Origin of the sequence: Streptomyces sp. H27-D2 (assembly GCF_035828615.1) — a bacterium.
GTDB lineage: Bacteria > Actinomycetota > Actinomycetes > Streptomycetales > Streptomycetaceae > Streptomyces.
This window is the reverse complement of record NZ_JAYMZR010000022.1, coordinates 1-14,222: the sequence shown is the minus strand read 5'-3', so window position 1 is coordinate 14,222 and position 14,222 is coordinate 1. Positions and strand designations below refer to the sequence as shown.

The 14,222-nt window shown below is 73.0% G+C and carries 11 protein-coding genes; 1 reads left to right on the top strand and 10 read right to left on the bottom strand.

Going from position 1 to position 14,222, the window contains the following annotated elements; all coding sequences use genetic code 11:
* Positions 1–124 precede the first annotated feature (124 nt).
* From QMK28_RS11500 to QMK28_RS11475, 6 genes are all read right to left on the bottom strand, one after another.
* Complete coding sequence (locus tag QMK28_RS11500; RefSeq protein WP_326436985.1) at positions 125–1,963, bottom strand: gamma-glutamyltransferase family protein; 1,839 nt, start codon at positions 1,961–1,963, stop codon at positions 125–127.
* Positions 1,964–2,310: 347 nt separating this feature from the next.
* Complete coding sequence (locus QMK28_RS11495) at positions 2,311–3,321, bottom strand: TIGR03842 family LLM class F420-dependent oxidoreductase (protein ID WP_326436984.1); 1,011 nt, start codon at positions 3,319–3,321, stop codon at positions 2,311–2,313.
* A gap of 56 nt (positions 3,322–3,377) precedes the next feature.
* The gene (gene hydA, locus QMK28_RS11490) at positions 3,378–4,778 is read right to left on the bottom strand and encodes a dihydropyrimidinase (protein ID WP_326436983.1); all 1,401 of its coding nucleotides are present in this window, start codon (positions 4,776–4,778) and stop codon (positions 3,378–3,380) included.
* Complete coding sequence (locus QMK28_RS11485) at positions 4,775–6,145, bottom strand: aspartate aminotransferase family protein (protein ID WP_326436982.1); 1,371 nt, start codon at positions 6,143–6,145, stop codon at positions 4,775–4,777. The genes hydA and QMK28_RS11485 overlap by 4 nt, the downstream gene beginning before the upstream one ends.
* Positions 6,142–6,984: a nitrilase-related carbon-nitrogen hydrolase gene (locus QMK28_RS11480; protein WP_326436981.1), complete on the bottom strand. Its 843-nt coding sequence runs from the start codon at positions 6,982–6,984 to the stop codon at positions 6,142–6,144. Before QMK28_RS11480 ends, QMK28_RS11485 begins: the two co-directional genes overlap by 4 nt.
* Positions 6,985–7,115: 131 nt before the next feature.
* Positions 7,116–7,664: a hypothetical protein gene (locus QMK28_RS11475; protein WP_326436980.1), complete on the bottom strand. Its 549-nt coding sequence runs from the start codon at positions 7,662–7,664 to the stop codon at positions 7,116–7,118.
* Between the two features lie 198 nt (positions 7,665–7,862).
* Between QMK28_RS11475 and QMK28_RS11470 the strand changes: the two genes are divergently transcribed.
* Positions 7,863–8,084: a hypothetical protein gene (locus tag QMK28_RS11470; protein WP_326436979.1), complete on the top strand. Its 222-nt coding sequence runs from the start codon at positions 7,863–7,865 to the stop codon at positions 8,082–8,084.
* Positions 8,085–8,191: 107 nt separating this feature from the next.
* Here the strand turns inward: QMK28_RS11470 and QMK28_RS11465 are convergent, their stop codons facing one another.
* The 4 genes from QMK28_RS11465 to ggt all read right to left on the bottom strand — a co-directional run bounded on the left by QMK28_RS11465 (position 8,192) and on the right by ggt (position 14,017).
* The gene (locus QMK28_RS11465; protein WP_326436978.1) at positions 8,192–10,441 is read right to left on the bottom strand and encodes a xanthine dehydrogenase family protein molybdopterin-binding subunit; all 2,250 of its coding nucleotides are present in this window, start codon (positions 10,439–10,441) and stop codon (positions 8,192–8,194) included.
* Entirely contained in the window at positions 10,438–11,478 is a 1,041-nt protein-coding gene (locus QMK28_RS11460) for an FAD binding domain-containing protein (protein WP_326436977.1), read from the bottom strand. Before QMK28_RS11460 ends, QMK28_RS11465 begins: the two co-directional genes overlap by 4 nt.
* Positions 11,475–12,038 carry a (2Fe-2S)-binding protein gene (locus tag QMK28_RS11455; protein WP_326436976.1) on the bottom strand — a complete coding sequence of 188 codons (564 nt, stop codon included), beginning with the start codon at positions 12,036–12,038 and terminating at the stop codon, positions 11,475–11,477. Before QMK28_RS11455 ends, QMK28_RS11460 begins: the two co-directional genes overlap by 4 nt.
* Positions 12,039–12,115: 77 nt before the next feature.
* A complete protein-coding gene (ggt, locus tag QMK28_RS11450) occupies positions 12,116–14,017 on the bottom strand; it encodes a gamma-glutamyltransferase (protein WP_443050675.1) in 1,902 nt (633 codons plus the stop codon).
* Between the last annotated feature and the right edge of the window lie 205 nt (positions 14,018–14,222).

The window sequence follows — 14,222 nt, the reverse complement described above, 5'->3', positions numbered from 1 at the left end:
TACGCGCCCTGCGGCCGCGCTGTCCTCAAGCGCCTGGGGGCACCTCCCGGCCGAAGGCTGGGGGAGCTTGAGGACACCCCCGGGCATCCGGCCGCAGACACCCAAACGCCCGGCCGGCCAGGCCTCAGCGGCCCACCGCATACCCCTGCATCCCGCGCGGATTCGCCGCAGCCGAGAGCACCCCGGTCCGCGGGTCGCGCGCGACCGCGCACAGGCGGCCCTCTGACCAGGGGTCGCCGACCGTTACGTCGTGTCCGCGGCGGCGCAGTTCCTCGATCACCTCGTCGCCGATCCGGGCCTCGACGGTGACGCTGCCGGGGCGCATGCCGCGCGGGTAGAAGGAGCCGGGGAAGCTGTCCTGGTGCCAGTTCGGGGCATCGATCGCACCCTGGAGGTCCAGTCCGCCGCGGACCCGCTCGCCGAGCGCCACGGCGAGGAAGAAGTGCAGCGACCACTGGTCCTGCTGGTCGCCGCCAGGGGTGCCGAAGGCGAGCACCGGGACGCCGTCGCGCAGCGCGAGGGACGGGGTGAGGGTGGTGCGCGGGCGGCGGCCGGGGGTGAGGGAGTTGGGCAGGCCGTGCTCCAGCCAGGCCATCTGGAGGCGGGTGCCGAGCGGGAAGCCGAGGGCGGGCACCACCGGGTTGGACTGGAGCCAGCCGCCGCTGGGGGTCGCGGCGACCATGTTGCCCCAGCGGTCGACGACGTCGACGTGGCAGGTGTCGCCGCGGGTCGCGCCGTCCTCGGCGACGGTCGGCTCCCCCGCTCCGGCCCCCGCCCCCGCTCCGGGGATGTCCATCGCGTCGAAGCCCTGCTCGCCGTCGGCCACCGCTCCGGCGTGCTTGCTCAGCCGCGGCTTGCGGCCGTCGGGGCTGCCCGGGCGCAGCTCGTAGGAGGCCTCGTCGGTGATCAGGGCGCGCCGCGCGGTGTTGTACTCGGCGGACAGCAGCGCGTCCAGCGGGACGTTCGCGGCGTCCTCCGCGTCGCCGTACCAGGCCTCGCGGTCGGCCATCGCGAGCTTGCTGCCCTCGACGAGGGTGTGGACGTACTCCGGGGAGCCGATCCGCAGCCCGTCCGGTCCGTCGGCTCCCTCGGGGAGCAGCGCGAGCTGCTGGAGGAAGGCCGGGCCCTGCGACCAGGGGCCCGCCTTGCAGACGGTCCAGCCGTTCCAGTCGTACGTCGCCGGGGCCTCGTACGTCGCGGACCAGCCGGCGAGGTCCGCCGCCGACAGTGTGCCCGCGTGCCGCTCGCCGCTGGTGTCCATCGTGGGGCGGGCGGCGAACTCGACGAGCGCCTCGGCTATGAAGCCCTGCCGCCAGATCCGCCGGGCCGCGTCGATCTGCGCGATCCTGTCCGGTCCCGCCGCTGCCGCCTCGACGATGACCCGACGCCAGGTGGCGCCCAGGACGGGGTTCTTGAAGAGCGTGCCCTCGGCCGGGGACTCGCCGCCGGGCAGATAGACCTCGGCGGAGCTGGGCCATTCGTTCTCGAACAGCTCGCGGACCGTCTCGACGGTCCGGCCGACCCGCTCGACGGGCGGGTGGCCGTCCTCCGCGTACCCGATGGCGTAGTGGAGGACTTCGGCGAGGGACTGGGTCCCGTGGTCGCGGAGCAGCAGCATCCAGGCGTCGAACGCGCCGGGTACGGCGGCGGCGAGCGGCCCGGTGCCGGGGACCAGGTGCAGGCCGAGCGAGGTGTAGTGCTCGACCGTGGCCCCGGCGGGGGCCGGGCCCTGGCCGCAGATGACGGTGGGCTCGCCGCCCGCCGGAGCGAGGATGATCGGCACTTCTCCGGCCGGCCCGTTGAGGTGCGGCTCGACGACATGCAGCACGAACCCGGCCGCGACGGCGGCGTCGTAGGCGTTGCCGCCGCTCTCCAGGACCGCCATCGCGGACTGTGAGGCCAGCCAGTGGGTGGACGAGGCCATCCCGAAGGTGCCTTGGAGGGTGGGGCGGGTAGTGAACATGCGGGTGGCTCCTTGCGGCAGGGGTCGGGTGGCCTCCGGCACGGGAACGCGCTGCGGGCCCAGGTCGAGGCTCGCGGTACGGATCGTACGGAGGAGGCCCGTCCGCCGGAGGAAGCCCGTCCGCTGCGGCCCGCGTGGCCGGAGACGGCCAGGGGCGAGGCGGCTGCCGTGATGGAGAGCGGAGCGGGATCGTGGACGGCCCGGGCCGTGGGAGCTGACCTTCCAGGACGCCTCCACGGCGAAGGCGACGCTGGAGATGTACAACCGCCGGCCGTGACGCCCCCGCAGCCCGGACGGCCCCGGTGTCGCCGACGGCCCGGCGGTTGTGAGCATCCGCTCAGCACCGCTCAGTTCAGCGCCGGAATGACGACCTCCCCATAAGCGTCGATCGTCGACTCCTTCGCGTCATGCATCGCGTAGACCGCGAACTGGTCGACGCCCAGCGACCGCAGCGCCCTGAGCTTCTCGATGTGCGCCTCGGGCGGGCCCAGCAGGCAGAAGCGGTCCACGATCGAGTCCGGTACGAACGCCGTGTCCGGGTTGCCCGAGCGGCCGTGGTGGGCGTAGTCGTAGCCCTGCCGCTTTTTGATGTACTCGGTCAACTCCTCGGGGACCAGGCCGGAGTGCTCGCCGTAGCGGGTGACCAGGTCGGCGACGTGGTTGCCGACCATGCCGCCGAACCAGCGGCACTGCTCACGGGCGTGGGCCAGCGATTCGGGGGTGCCGTCGCCCACGTAGGCGGGGGCTGCGACGCAGATCTTGACCGCGTCCGGGTCGCGGCCCGCGTCCGACGCGGCGGTCCGTACGGACTTGATCATCCACTCGGTGAGGTAGGGGTCGGCGAGTTGCAGGATGAAGCCGTCGGCCTTCTCGCCGGCCAGCGCGAGGGCCTTGGGGCCGTAGGCCGCCATCCAGATGGGCAGTTTGCCGTCCCGCACCCACGGCAGCCGCAGCGCGGAGCCGTCGACCTGCGCCTCGCGGCCCTCGGCGAGGTCGCGGATGACGCCCATCGCCTCGCCGAGCCGGGCCAGCGTGTTGGGTTTGCGGCCCGCGACGCGCATCGCGGAGTCGCCCCGGCCGATGCCGCAGACGGTGCGGTTGCCGTACATCTCGTTGAGGGTCGCGAAGGTGGAGGCGGTCACCTCCCAGGTGCGGGTGCCGGGATTGGTGACCATCGGGCCGACGATCAGCCGTTCGGTGTGCTCCAGGACGCGGCTGTAGATGACGAACGGCTCCTGCCACAGCACGGCGGAGTCGAAGGTCCAGCCGTAGCGGAAGCCGTTGCGCTCGGCGCGCCGCATCAGGCCGACGACGGCCGAGGCGGGCGGATCGGCCTGCAGGACGAGTCCGAAGTCCATGACCCGGCCCCTTTCGGATTGCGGAACGGATATCAGGTCGGATGTCGGATCAGCTGTCAGATCAGGTACTGGCAGGTGCCGCGCGGGAGGTACTGGCCGTGGCCGGCCCGGCCGGTGAACTCCCGGCTCTCGATGACGGGTTCGCCGCGGGAGAGGACCGTCTCGACCCGGCCGGTGATCCGCTTGCCCTCGTACGCCGAGTAGTCGACGTTCATGTGGTGCGTCTCGACGGAGAGCACCTGCTCGGCGTGCGGGTCGTAGATCACGATGTCCGCGTCGGCGCCCGGCGCGATGGTGCCCTTGCGCGGGTAGAGGCCGAACATCCGGGCGGGGGTGGCGCAGGCGATCTCGATCCAGCGGCGGCGCGAGATGTGCCCGTCCACGACGGCCTGGTGCAGCAGGTCCATCCGGTGCTCGACGCCTGGCATCCCGTTGGGGATCTTGGAGAAGTCGCCGCGCCCCAGCTCCTTCTGGCCGCTGAAGCAGAACGGGCAGTGGTCGGTGGAGACCACTTGCAGGTCGTTGGTGCGCAGGCCGCGCCAGAGCGCGCTCTGGTGCTCGCGCGGTCGCAGGGGGGTGCTGCAGACGTATTTGGCGCCCTCGAAGTCCGGCTCGGCGAGGTTGTCGGTGGACAGGAAGAGGTACTGCGGACAGGTCTCGCCGAAGACGTTGAGGCCCAGGTCACGGGCGGCGGTCAGTTCGGCGAGCGCTTCCTCGGCGGAGACGTGCACGACGTAGAGCGGGGCGCCCGCGACCCGGGCGAGCTGGATGGCCCGGTGCGTCGCCTCGGCCTCCAGCAGCGCCTTGCGGACCTCGCCGTGGTAGCGCGGGTCGGTGCGGCCCGCGGCGAGGGCCTGTTCGACGAGGACGTCGATGGCGATGCCGTTCTCCGCGTGCATCATGATCAGCCCACCGTTGGCGGCGGCGCGCTGCATCGCGCGCAGGATCTGGCCGTCGTCGCTGTAGAAGACGCCGGGGTAGGCCATGAACAGCTTGAAGGACGTGATCCCCTCGGCGACCAGCAGGTCCATCTCCTTGAGCGTGTGCTCATTGACGTCGGAGAGGATCATGTGGAAGCCGTAGTCGATCGCGCACTGGGCGTCGGACTTGGCGTGCCAGAGGTCGAGGCCCTCACGCAGCGCCTGCCCCTTCGTCTGCACGGCGAAGTCCACGATCGTGGTGGTGCCGCCCCAGGCCGCGGCCCGGGTGCCGGTCTCGAAGGTGTCGGACGAGAAGGTGCCGCCGAACGGGAAGTCCATGTGGGTGTGGCCGTCGACGCCGCCGGGGATGACGTACTTCCCCGTCGCGTCGATCGTGCGCTCGGCGCTCCAGCCTTCCGCGCACGCGGAGCCGTGCGCGGCGAGGGCGGCGACGCGGCCGTCCTCGATGAGGACGTCGGCGTGCGTCTCGTCGGCGGCGGTGACGACGAGGCCGCCGCGGATCAGGGTGCGGGTCATCGGTGTGTCCCTTCCGGTACGGAGCGCGCGGCCCGCCTGCTCGGCCCGGTGCGCGCGTCCTGCGCCGCTTGCGCCGCCTGTGCGGACTCCACGGTGTACAGCGCGGCTTCCAGGATCGCGGCGCCCTCCTCGGCCTCGCTGATGTTCAGCGTCAGCGGCGGGGCGACGCGCAGCACGCTGCTGTTGTGCCCGCCGCCCTTGCCGATCAGCAGCCCGCCCTCGCGCGCGGCCTCCAGGACGGCCGCGGCTGCCTCGGGCGAGGGCTCGTCGGTGCCGGGCTTCACCAGCTCGATGCCGATCATCAGGCCCCGGCCGCGCACCTCGCGGACGATCCCGAGGCCCGCGACGGCGGCCCGCAGCCGCTCGATGAGCAGCCCGCCGACCCGCCGGGCGTTGCCTTGGAGGTCGTGTTCCAGCAGGTAGGTGAGGTTGGCGAGGCCGGCGGCCATGGTGACGGGGCTGCCGCCGAAGGTGGAGATGGAGTTGCTGTCGAGGCAGTTCATGACCTCGGCGCGGGCGACGACGCCGCCGATGGACATGCCGTTGCCGATGCCCTTGGCGAAGGTGAGGATGTCCGGCGGCCCGCTCGCGGCGTGTGCCTGCCAGCCCCAGAAGTGCTCGCCGGTGCGGCCCCAGCCGGTCTGCACCTCATCGCTGATCCAGAGGATGCCGTGCCGGTCGAGGACTTCGCGGAACGCGGCGTACAGGCCGTCGGGCGGCATGGTGAAGCCGCCGACGCCCTGGACGGGCTCGGCGATCAGCGCCGCGACATTGCGGGTCTGGCCGAGCAGGTCCTCCAGGTCCGCGACGCAGGCCGCGATGAACTCCGCGTCCGTGAGGTGCGCGAACGGGCCGCGCGAGCGGACGCCGCCGTGCACGTACAGCGTCTGCAACGGGGAGAGGCTGGTCGGCGACCAGGAGCTGTTGCCGGTGATGCCGACGGTGCTGAAGGAGCGGCCGTGGTAGCTGTTGCGCATCGCCAGGATCTGGTTGGACCGGCGGTAACTGCTGGCGAGCAGCAGCGCGGTGTCGTTGGCCTCGGTGCCCGAGGTGGTGAAGAAGACGCGGGCGTCCGGGATTCCGGAGAGGGTCGCGACGCGCTCGGCGAGCTCGACCATGGGGCGGTCGAGGTAGAGCGTCGAGGAGTGGACGATGCGGGCGGCCTGCTCGCTGATCGCCTTGGTGACCTCGGGCAGCGCGTGCGCGGTCATCGTGGTGAGGATGCCGCCGAAGAAGTCGAGGTAGCGGTTGCCCTCGGCGTCCCAGACGTGCCGGCCCTCGCCGTGGGTGATCTCGATCGGGCGGTCGTAGTAGAGCGCGAGCCAGTCCGGCAGGACGGCCTGGTGCCTGGCGTGCAGATCGGTCACGGCCGCACCAGTCCCTCGTACGCGTCGGGGCGGCGGTCCCGGTAGAACGCCCATTGCTGTCGTACCTCGTCGATCAGCTCGAAGTCGAGATCGCGGACGACGAGCTCCTCCGCCTTGTCACTGGCGACCTCGCCGACGAACTGACCGCGCGGGTCGACGAAATAGCTCGTGCCGTAGAAGTCGTTGTCGCCGTACTCCTCGACGCCGACCCGGTTGATCGCGGCGACGAAGTACTCGTTGGCGACGGCCGCCGCGGGCTGTTCGAGCTGCCAGAGGTGGCTGGAGAGGCCGCGCGAGGTGGCGGAGGGGTTGTAGACGAGCTGCGCGCCGTTGAGGCCGAGCGCCCGCCAGCCCTCGGGGAAGTGCCGGTCGTAGCAGATGTAGACGCCGACCTTGCCGACGGCGGTGTCGAAGACCGGGAAGCCCTGCTGGCCCGGCTTGAAGTAGTACTTCTCCCAGAAGCCCTTGACCTGCGGGATGTGGTGCTTGCGATAGGTGCCGAGCACGCTGCCGTCGGCGTCGATCACGGCGGCGGTGTTGTAGTAGACACCGGGCTGCTCGATCTCGAAGACGGGCACGATGACGACCATGCCGGTCTCGCGGGCGAGCGCCCGCATCCGCTGCACGGTCGGCCCGTCCGGAACCGCCTCCGCCCAGCGGTAGTGCTCGGGCTCCTGCACCTGGCAGAAGTACGGCGCGTTGAAGACCTCCTGGAAACCGATCACCCGGGCGCCCTGGCGGGCCGCCTCGCGGGCGTGCTCCTCGTGCTTGGCGATCATCGACTCGGTATCGCCGGTCCAGGTCGCCTGGACCAGTGCGGCGCGGACAACATTGGCCATGAGCTGCTCCTTTGCCGGGGCGTCAGCCAGGCTGTAAAGCGGGTGCGCAAAGCTGATCTACGCGTGTGGATGCGACCGTAGAGCCCGTCACCCACCGTGGCAAGACCATCGTCGTCAAGCGACGAAGTCGATCATATTTCTGATGCCCGCACGGCAGCCGCGCCGCGCCGCTCGGCCGGCGGCGACCATGCTCCCCCGGGCAGCGAACGGGCACGGTGCGAACCGGTGGAGAAGCGGTGCGAGCCGGTGGAGAAGACGACCGCGCGCAGCACCAGGAACCGGCCGACCCCGGCGGCGGCGGACGCCCCGAGATAGACGCTCTGCACCCATATCGCCCCGGGGTCGGGCCGCAGCGCGTGCAGGCACAGCAGCGCGCCGGTGGTGACCAGGGAGGCGGCGGCGACGGTCAGCGCGGACTGGAGGTGGCGGCGCCGGCCGGTGTGCTCGCTGCGGAAGGAGAAGCGGCCGTGCAGTTCGGTCGCCAGCAGCGTCGAGACGACCGTCACTCCCGCGGCGGCGAGGGCCGGCGGCATCCGGTCGGCCAGCAGCACCAGCAGCCAGCTCGACGCCAGCCCCACTCCGCCGCCGCAGACGACGAACCGTGCGAAGGAGGCGAGCGGCGCCGAGGACGTACCGATCGACCGGAACGCATGGGTCTGATACGCGATGCTCGCGGCCACGGGGAGCCTCCGGTACCGGATCGTAATCGCTGTCTTCCTGGGCGCTCCAAACACTGGGGATCACCGCTCCCACAGGCGATCCGGGCCTTCCCCGGAGCCTGGCCGGGGGCTACCCCCAACATGCATCGGGGGCCGGTCGCTGCCAAGGTCTGCGCACTCGGGCTCGGCTCGGGCCCCGGCAGGCGCATACTGGCAGTGATGACGAAATCAACCGTGCCCCGCCGCTACCTGCCCTCCAGCCCCTTCAACGCCCCCGCTGCAAAGCCCGTGGAGCAGTTCGACACCGGGGACCGAGTGACGCACGACCTGTACGGTCTCGGCCGTGTGATCGGCGTCGAGGACGAGATCGCAGTGCTCGTCGACTTCGGTTCCCACCAGCAGCGCATCACCCGGCCGTACCCCAAGCTGACGAAGCTCTGAGACCGCCCCGGGCCCCGGCCGGCGCCGCGACGGCGCTCAAGGCCGGGGTCGGAGCCCTGCCCCCGCAGGCTCACCTCCGCCGGCCAGGCCCTGCCCGGCGGTCCTGATCACCCCAGCAGGTCGGCGATGCCGACCGGCAGGTTTCGCACGCGTACCCCCGTCGCGTGGAAGACGGCGTTGACGATCGCCGCCGAGACGCCGACCGCGCCCAGCTCGCCGATGCCCTTCGCCCCGAGGGCGCTCGCGTGCGGATCGTGGTCGTCCACGAACGACACGTCGAGATCACGGATGTCCGCGTTCACCGGAACCACGTAGCCCGCGAGGTTCTTGGACCGGAACCGGCCCAGGCGCGCGTCGAACCGGGACTCCTCCAGCAGTGCCTGGCCGAGGCCCCAGGCGATGCCGCCGGTCATCTGACTGCGCGCGGTCAGCGGATTGACGATCCGGCCCGCCGCGTAGACCCCGGTGCAGCGCTCCATCCGCACCAGGCCCAGCTCTTCGTCGACCCGTACCTCGACGAAGACCGCGCCGTAGGTGTGCATCGAGTAGGTGGTGGACCGGCCCCCGGGGTCGGCGCTCTCCTCCGGGGCCCAGGTCGCCTCGGCCTCCAGATAGCCGTCCGCGCCCGGCTCCCGCGCTCCGGGGCCGGTCGCGGGCGCTACCGGGCCGTCCAGCTTCTCGCGCAGCGCGCTCGCCGCCGCGTGCACGGCCGAGCCGACGCCGATGGTGGCGGAGGAGCCGGCCGTCATCGCGGCGGGCGGCAGCAGGGTGTCGCCGATCCGCACCTCGACCGCGCGGGGGTCGGCGCCGAGCACCTCGGCGGCGATGCCCGCGATCACGCCCGGCAGCCCGGTGCCGATCTCCTGGGTGCCGGTCTCCACCCGCACCCGGCCCTCGGCGTCGATGCCCACCCGCGCCGTGGACGGGAAGCGGAAGGTGTCCATGGTCGCGGCGGCCATGCCCCAGCCGATCAGCTCGTCCCCCGCGCGCATCGAGCGGGGCTCGGACGTACGGGCCGCCCAGCCGAAGCGCTCGGCTCCCTCGCGCAGGCATTCGCGCTGCTTGCGGGACGAGAACGGGCGGCCGGTCAGCGGGTCCGTCTCGGGCTCGTTGCGCAGCCGCAGCTCGACCGGGTCGATCCCGGCCGCGTACGCCAGCTCGTCCATCGCCGACTCCAGCGCGAACATCCCGAGCCCCACGTGCGGGGCCCGCATCGGCGTCGGCTGCGGCCGGTCGGTGTGCCGGACGCGCCGCCGGACCTCGATCGCGGGGCTCGCGTACATCCAGGTGCTGGCGTCGGTCGTGTACTCGGCGTGGTCGTCGTCCCGCGAGGTGGCGTTGGCCGAGGTGTGCCGCAGGGCGGTGAGCCGCCCCTCGGCGTCCGCGCCCAGCGAGACGGTCTGCCGGGTCACCGGCTGGTGCCCGCACGCGGTGAACATCTGCGCGCGGGTCAATTGCAGCTTGACCGGCCGGCCGGTGACCAGGGCCGCCGCCGCCGCGAGGATCTGGTGCGGCCAGATGTAGCCCTTGCAGCCGAAGCCGCCGCCGACGTACGGCGAGATCACCCGGACCTGCTCGGCCGGGACGCCGAAGGCCGCGGCGAGCGCCTGCCGGGTCAGCGAGACCGACTGCACGGAGTCGTGCACGGTCAGCCTCTCGCCGTCCCAGCGGGCGTGCGTCGCGGACGGCTCGATGGGGCTGTGGTGCCGGTCGGCGGTGCTGTAGGCAGCCGAGACGGTGGTGTGCGCCGCCGCGAGGCCCGCCGCCACGTCGCCCTTGCGCTCGTCGGCGGGCGACATCACCGGCCCGCGCTCCTGTTCGTCCTCGGCCTCCTCGAAGGTCACGGCGGGCCGTACGTCGGCGTACCCGGCCCGTACCAGCCCGGCCGCGTAGCGCGCCTGCTCCCAGCTCTTCGCGAGCACGATCGCGATCGGCTGCCCCTCGTAGCGCACCGCGCCGTCCAGCGCCCGCTGCATCGGGACCACCGAGTGCGCGAGCGGGGCCGCGCCGAGGTCCGGCAGGTCGGCCGCCGTGAGCACCGCGGTGACACCGGGCGCGCCGCGGGCCGCCGCGGTGTCCAGCTCGGCGACCCGGCCCCGGGCGACGGTGGCCCCGACCAGGACGGCGTACGCGGCGCCGTCGGCCGGGGTGTCGCCGGAGTAGCGGGCCGCGCCGGTCAGCTTGGCCGGGCCGTCGGGCCGGCGCAGGCCGGCCGGGATGGCGGCGGAGGCGGGGCGCGATGCGTGCGGCCACCCGGAGGCCGGCGCGGATACGAGGGGCGAGGCGGGTGTCGAGGTCGGTAGCGAGGCCGGTGCCGAGCCGGGTAAGGGCGACGCGGGTACGGACGTGTCGTTCATCGCGGACTTCCTTCCGCTTCCGGGCGAGCGGGGCGACGCCGTACCGCGTTCCGCAGCGCGCGGACGGCCGCGCGCTGGGCGAGTTCGATCTTGTACGCGTTGTCCGGCAGTGGACGGGCGTCGGTGAACGAGGCCGCTACGGCGGCGCGCAGCGCGGGCAGGTCGTCGGCTGCCAGGCCGCGCAGCGCCTCCTCGGCGGCGGTGAGCCGCCAGGGACGGTGCGCGACCCCGCCGAGTGCGATCCGCGCCGAGACGATCTCGGCTCCGCGCGGGCCGCCGGTGAGTTCCACGACCGCGGCGGCCGAGACCAGCGCGAATTCGTACGAGGACCGCCGGCGGAGCTTGAGGTAGTGCGACAGCCGCCCCGACCCGCCGCCCGGCAGTTCGATGCCGGTGATCAGCTCGTCGACGGCGAGCACCGTGTGCCGCTCCGGCGGGGCCTGCTCCGGGGTGAGGTGGAAGGTGTCGGCGGGCACCCGCCGATCGCCGCCGGGACCGCGCAGCAGCACGGTCGCGTCGAGGGCGGCGAGCGCGACGGCGAGGTCGGAGGGGTGCGTCGCCACGCAGTCCGGGGTCCAGCCGAAGACGGCCTGCTCGGCGGTGTCGCCCGACTCCAGCGCGGCGCAGCCCGAACCGGGGTCGCGCTTGTTGCAGGGCAGCGCGGTCTCGGCGCGGAAGTACGGGCAGCGGGTGCGCTGTTGCAGGTTGCCGCCGATCGTCGCCATGTTGCGCAGCTGGGCCGAGGCGGAGAGCAGCAGCGACTCGGCGAGCGCCGGGTGCTCCCGTACGACGGTGGGGTGCGCGGCGACGTCGCTCATCCGCGCGAGCGCGCCGATGCGCAGCTGTCCGTGCGGTCCCGGCGCGATGCCGGCGAGCGGCAGCCCGGTGATGTCCACCAGTTGCTCGGGGGCCTCGATGCCCTCCTTGAGCCAGTTGAGCAGCTCGGTGCCGCCGGCCAGCAGCTGGGTGCCGTGGGTGCGCAGCGCGGCGAGAGCCGTCTCGGTGTCGGCCGCATTGACGTAGCTGAAGTCCTTCACGCCGCACCGCCCTTCGCTGCGGCGGACGGCTCTTCGGTGGGCGGCTCCTCGACGGCGGGCGCGTCTGGCCGCGTTCCGGAGCGCTCCGCCCGGGCCACCTGCTCGACGGCCGCCGTGATCTGCGGATAGGCGGCGCAGCGGCAGAGGTTGCCGCTCATCCACTCGCGGATCTCGGCCGCCGAGCCGGTGTGCCCCTCCCGTACGCAGGCGACGGCGGACATCAGCTGCCCGGGGGTGCAGAAGCCGCACTGGAAGGCGTCGTTCTCGTGGAACGCCCGCTGCATCGGGTGCGGCCTGCCCTCGTCGGCCAGCCCCTCGACCGTGGTCACCTCGGTGTGCTGCGCGGCCACGGCCAGGGTCAGGCAGGACAGCACCCGCCGCCCGTCGAGGTGCACGGTGCAGGCCCCGCACTCCCCCCGGTCGCAGCCCTTCTTCGCCCCGGTCAGGCCGAGGCGCTCGCGCAGGACGTCGAGCAGGGTGGCCCGCGTGTCCGCGTCGGCCACTTCACGTTTGTCGCCGTTCACGGTCAGGAGCAGGGTCCGGTCACCACGGGTGTCCACAGGGTCCTCCTCGGCAAGCGGGCGCGCGCATCGCTCCTTCCTACCGACGGAGCGCACTCCGGGCAATGACTTCCGCGTCAGTTACGGCCGCTGGGGTGGACGACCATGGCCGAACCGCCGCCGCGCCGTACCTTTTCGGCCGCGGCCCGCCAGCGTCCGTCCGGCAGCCGCTGCACGCCGGTCGCCGCGCCGATCTCCGGGTTCTGCTTGAAGACGTGGCCCAGCGCCTCCAGTTGTCCCCTGACCGGGCTGTCCCACAGGCCCGGTTCCAGCTCGGTGGCCGCCGCGTTGCGCTGGCTGGCGCGCGGGGCCGCGATGGCGTCGACGAGCGGCAGCCCGCGGTCCAGATGGCCGGTGAGGGTCTGCAGCACGGTCGTGATGATGGTCGCGCCGCCCGGCGAGCCGAGGGCGACCAGCGGGCGGCCGCGGTCGAGGACGATCGTCGGGGACATCGAGGAGCGCGGGCGCTTGCCCGGACCGGGCAGGTTCGGGTCGTGCACGGCCGGGCTGGCCGGCGCGAAGGAGAAGTCGGTCAGCTCGTTGTTGAGCAGGAAGCCGCGTCCGGGCACGGTGATGCCGCTGCCGCCGGTCGACTCGATGGTCAGGGTGTAGGCGACGACGTTGCCCCACTTGTCGGCGGCCGTCAGGTGCGTGGTGTTCTCGCCCTCGAACGTCGTCGGCGCGGCCGGTCCCGAGCTGCCGCAGGCGGCCGGGTGGCGCGGGTCGCCCGGCGGGAGCGGGCTGGTCAGCACGGCGTCGTCCTTGATCAGGCAGCCGCGGGAGTCGGCGAAGCGCTGCGAGAGCAGGCCCTTGGTCGGCACGTCCTCGAAGGCCGGGTCGCCGACCCAGCGGCCCCGGTCGGCGAAGGCGATCCGGCTCGCCTCGATGTAGCGGTGCAGGTACTGCTTCCGGCTGAGCTTCGAGACGTCGCTCTTCTCCAGGATGTTGAGCGCCTCGGCGACGCTGGTCCCGCCCGACGAGGACGGCCCCATGCCGTAGACGTCGAGGCCCCGGTACGAGGTCCGGGTCGGCGCCTGCCGCTTCGTCCCGTAGGCCCGCAGGTCGGCGGCGGTCAGGTCGCCGGGCCGCACCACGCGCTCGGCGTCCGGGGCGACCGGCGGCTTCCGTACGGTCCGCACGATGTCGCGGCCGAGCCCGCCGCGGTAGATCGCGCCGACGCCCTTCTTGCCCAACTCGGCGTAGGTACGGGCCAGATCTGGGTTGGTGAAGGTCGAACCGGGCTTCGGCGGCTGCCCGTTCGGCAGGAACAGTTCGGCGCTGGCGGGGAAGTCCGCGAAGCGCGCCTGATTGTCGGCGGTCTGCTTGCGGAAGGTCTCATCGACCGTGAAACCGTTCCGCGCGAGCCGCTCGGCGGGCTTCAGCAGCCGTCCGAGCGGCCGGCTGCCCCACGCGTCGAGCGCGGCCTTCCAGGTCGCGGGGGTGCCCGGCGCGCCGACGCTGAGGCCGCTGGTGACGGCGGCCTCGAACGGGAGCGGCTTGCCGTCCTCCAGGAACAGGTCCTTGTCCGCGCTGCGCGGCGCGGTCTCGCGGCCGTCGACGGTGTGCACCGAGCGGTGCTTCGCGTCGTAGTAGACGAAGTAGCCGCCGCCCCCGATCCCCGACGAGTACGGCTCGGTGACGCCGAGCGCCGCGGCCGTCGCGACCGCTGCGTCCACCGCGTTGCCGCCCTGCCGCAACACTTCGATCCCGGCGGCCGAGGCGTCCGCGTCCACGCTGGCGACCGCGCCGCCGTAGCCGGTGGCCACCGGCGTCTTCGCGGGCGTGCGGGGGGCCGCGCCGGGCGTCGCGCGATCGGGCGCGCGGTCGGCCGCGCGGTCCGGTGGCCCGGCGTGCGCGGGTTGCGACGCCACCCCGAGGGTCGCCGTCAGTGCGGCGGTGGCCACCATGGCCGACAACCGGCGGGCGGTGCGGGCCGTTCGGGCGGTTCGTACCGGGGTGGATGTGGCGCCGAGGGCCATCCGTGCCTCCAAGCAGACGACAGAGGCGGGAGCCTACTCGCGGGGGCGGGCGGAGGACAGGGGGCACGGGTTTCGCAGCGCTGTACGGGCTATTCGTACGCATGGGGCGGGGCTTTGTGCGGGTGTGAGTGTGGTGCGGGGTCGGGGCCTGCGGGGCGGTAGGTCCTGGACCGTATATTTACGGGCCTGGCGGCCCACAAATACA

What these genes read in the sequence shown, in the direction of transcription:
- QMK28_RS11500 (WP_326436985.1), bottom strand. Translation starts at nt 1,963, where the DNA reads ATGTTCACTACCCGCCCCACCCTCCAAGGCACCTTCGGGATGGCCTCG.
- QMK28_RS11495 (WP_326436984.1), bottom strand. Translation starts at nt 3,321, where the DNA reads ATGGACTTCGGACTCGTCCTGCAGGCCGATCCGCCCGCCTCGGCCGTC.
- hydA (WP_326436983.1), bottom strand. Translation starts at nt 4,778, where the DNA reads ATGACCCGCACCCTGATCCGCGGCGGCCTCGTCGTCACCGCCGCCGAC.
- QMK28_RS11480 (WP_326436981.1), bottom strand. Translation starts at nt 6,984, where the DNA reads ATGGCCAATGTTGTCCGCGCCGCACTGGTCCAGGCGACCTGGACCGGC.
- QMK28_RS11470 (WP_326436979.1), top strand. Translation starts at nt 7,863, where the DNA reads ATGACGAAATCAACCGTGCCCCGCCGCTACCTGCCCTCCAGCCCCTTC.
- QMK28_RS11465 (WP_326436978.1), bottom strand. Translation starts at nt 10,441, where the DNA reads ATGAACGACACGTCCGTACCCGCGTCGCCCTTACCCGGCTCGGCACCG.
- ggt (WP_443050675.1), bottom strand. Translation starts at nt 14,017, where the DNA reads ATGGCCCTCGGCGCCACATCCACCCCGGTACGAACCGCCCGAACGGCC.